Source organism: Lacticaseibacillus sp. 22, from assembly GCF_055413445.1.
In genome coordinates, this window is the sequence record NZ_JBVAYD010000062.1 from 1 (window position 1) to 1,654 (window position 1,654).

Here is a 1,654-nt window from a genome sequence, read left to right on the forward strand (position 1 = left end):
CTTTGTTCTTTGAAAACTGGATATCATTGTTGTAAATGTTTTAAATTGCCGAGAACACAGCGTATTTGTATGAGTTTCTAATAATAGAAATTCGCATCGCATAACCGCTGACGCAAGTCAGTACAGGTTAAGTTACAAAGGGCGCACGGTGGATGCCTTGGCACTAGGAGCCGATGAAGGACGGAACTAATACCGATATGCTTCGGGGAGCTATAAGTAAGCTTTGATCCGGAGATTTCCGAATGGGGGAACCCAGTACACATCAGTGTATTGCCTGCAAGTGAATACATAGCTTGTTGGCGGCAGACGCGGGGAACTGAAACATCTCAGTACCCGCAGGAAGAGAAAGAAAACTCGATTCCCATAGTAGCGGCGAGCGAAGTGGGAAGAGCCCAAACCGAGAAGCTTGCTTCTCGGGGTTGTAGGACTGGACATTGGAGTTACCAAAGTTCGACGTAGTCGAAGTCAGCTGGAAAGCTGCGCCATAGAAGGTGAAAGCCCTGTAAACGAAACGGCGGACTCTCCGTCCAGGATCCTGAGTACGGCGGAACACGTGAAATTCCGTCGGAATCCGGGAGGACCATCTCCCAAGGCTAAATACTCCCTAGTGACCGATAGTGAACCAGTACCGTGAGGGAAAGGTGAAAAGCACCCCGGAAGGGGAGTGAAACAGTTCCTGAAACCGTGTGCCTACAATTAGTCAAAGCCCGTTAACGGGTAATGGCGTGCCTTTTGTAGAATGAACCGGCGAGTTACGTTTGCCTGCGAGGTTAAGATGAAAAGTCGGAGCCGGAGCGAAAGCGAGTCTGAACAGGGCGCTTCAGTAGGTAGATGTAGACCCGAAACCAAGTGACCTACCCATGACCAGGTTGAAGGTGTGGTGAAACACACTGGAGGACCGAACCCATGTATGTTGAAAAATGCTGGGATGAGTTGTGGGTAGCGGTGAAATTCCAAACGAACTTGGAGATAGCTGGTTCTCTCCGAAATAGCTTTAGGGTTAGCCTCGGAGGATGGATCATGGAGGTAGAGCACTGTTTGAACTAGGGGCCCGTCAAGGGTTACTGAATTCAGATAAACTCCGAATACCATTGATCTTACTCCGGGAGTCAGACAGTGAGCGATAAGGTCCATTGTCGAAAGGGGAACAGCCCAGATCACCAGTTAAGGTCCCTAAATTTATGCTAAGTGGAAAAGGATGTGGCGTTGCACAGACAACTAGGATGTTGGCTCAGAAGCAGCCACCATTTAAAGAGTGCGTAATAGCTCACTAGTCGAGTGGCACTGCGCCGAAAATATACCGGGGCTAAGCATAATACCGAAACTGTGGGTGCACCCGTCAGGGTGCGCGGTAGGAGAGCGTTCTAAGGGCGTTGAAGGTCGATCGTGAGGACGGCTGGAGCGCTTAGAAGTGAGAATGCCGGCATGAGTAGCGAAAGATCAGTGAGAATCTGATCCACCGTATGACTAAGGTTTCCTGGGGAAGGCTCGTCCTCCCAGGGTTAGTCGGGATCTAAGGCGAGGCCGCAAGGCGTAGTCGATGACAAGCAGGTTGAGATTCCTGCACTAGTTTATTTTGTTTAAGCGATGGAGGGACGCAGGAGGCTAAGGAAAGCGCACGGCTGGAAAAGTGCGTCCAAGCAGTAAGTCCGGT

The 1,654-nt window shown here is 50.3% G+C and carries 1 rRNA gene; it reads left to right on the forward strand.

The features are described 5' to 3' along the window. Positions 1-125: 125 nt before the first annotated feature. Positions 126-1,654: ribosomal RNA gene (locus ACWP87_RS13710) — 23S ribosomal RNA — on the forward strand; the annotation flags it as partial.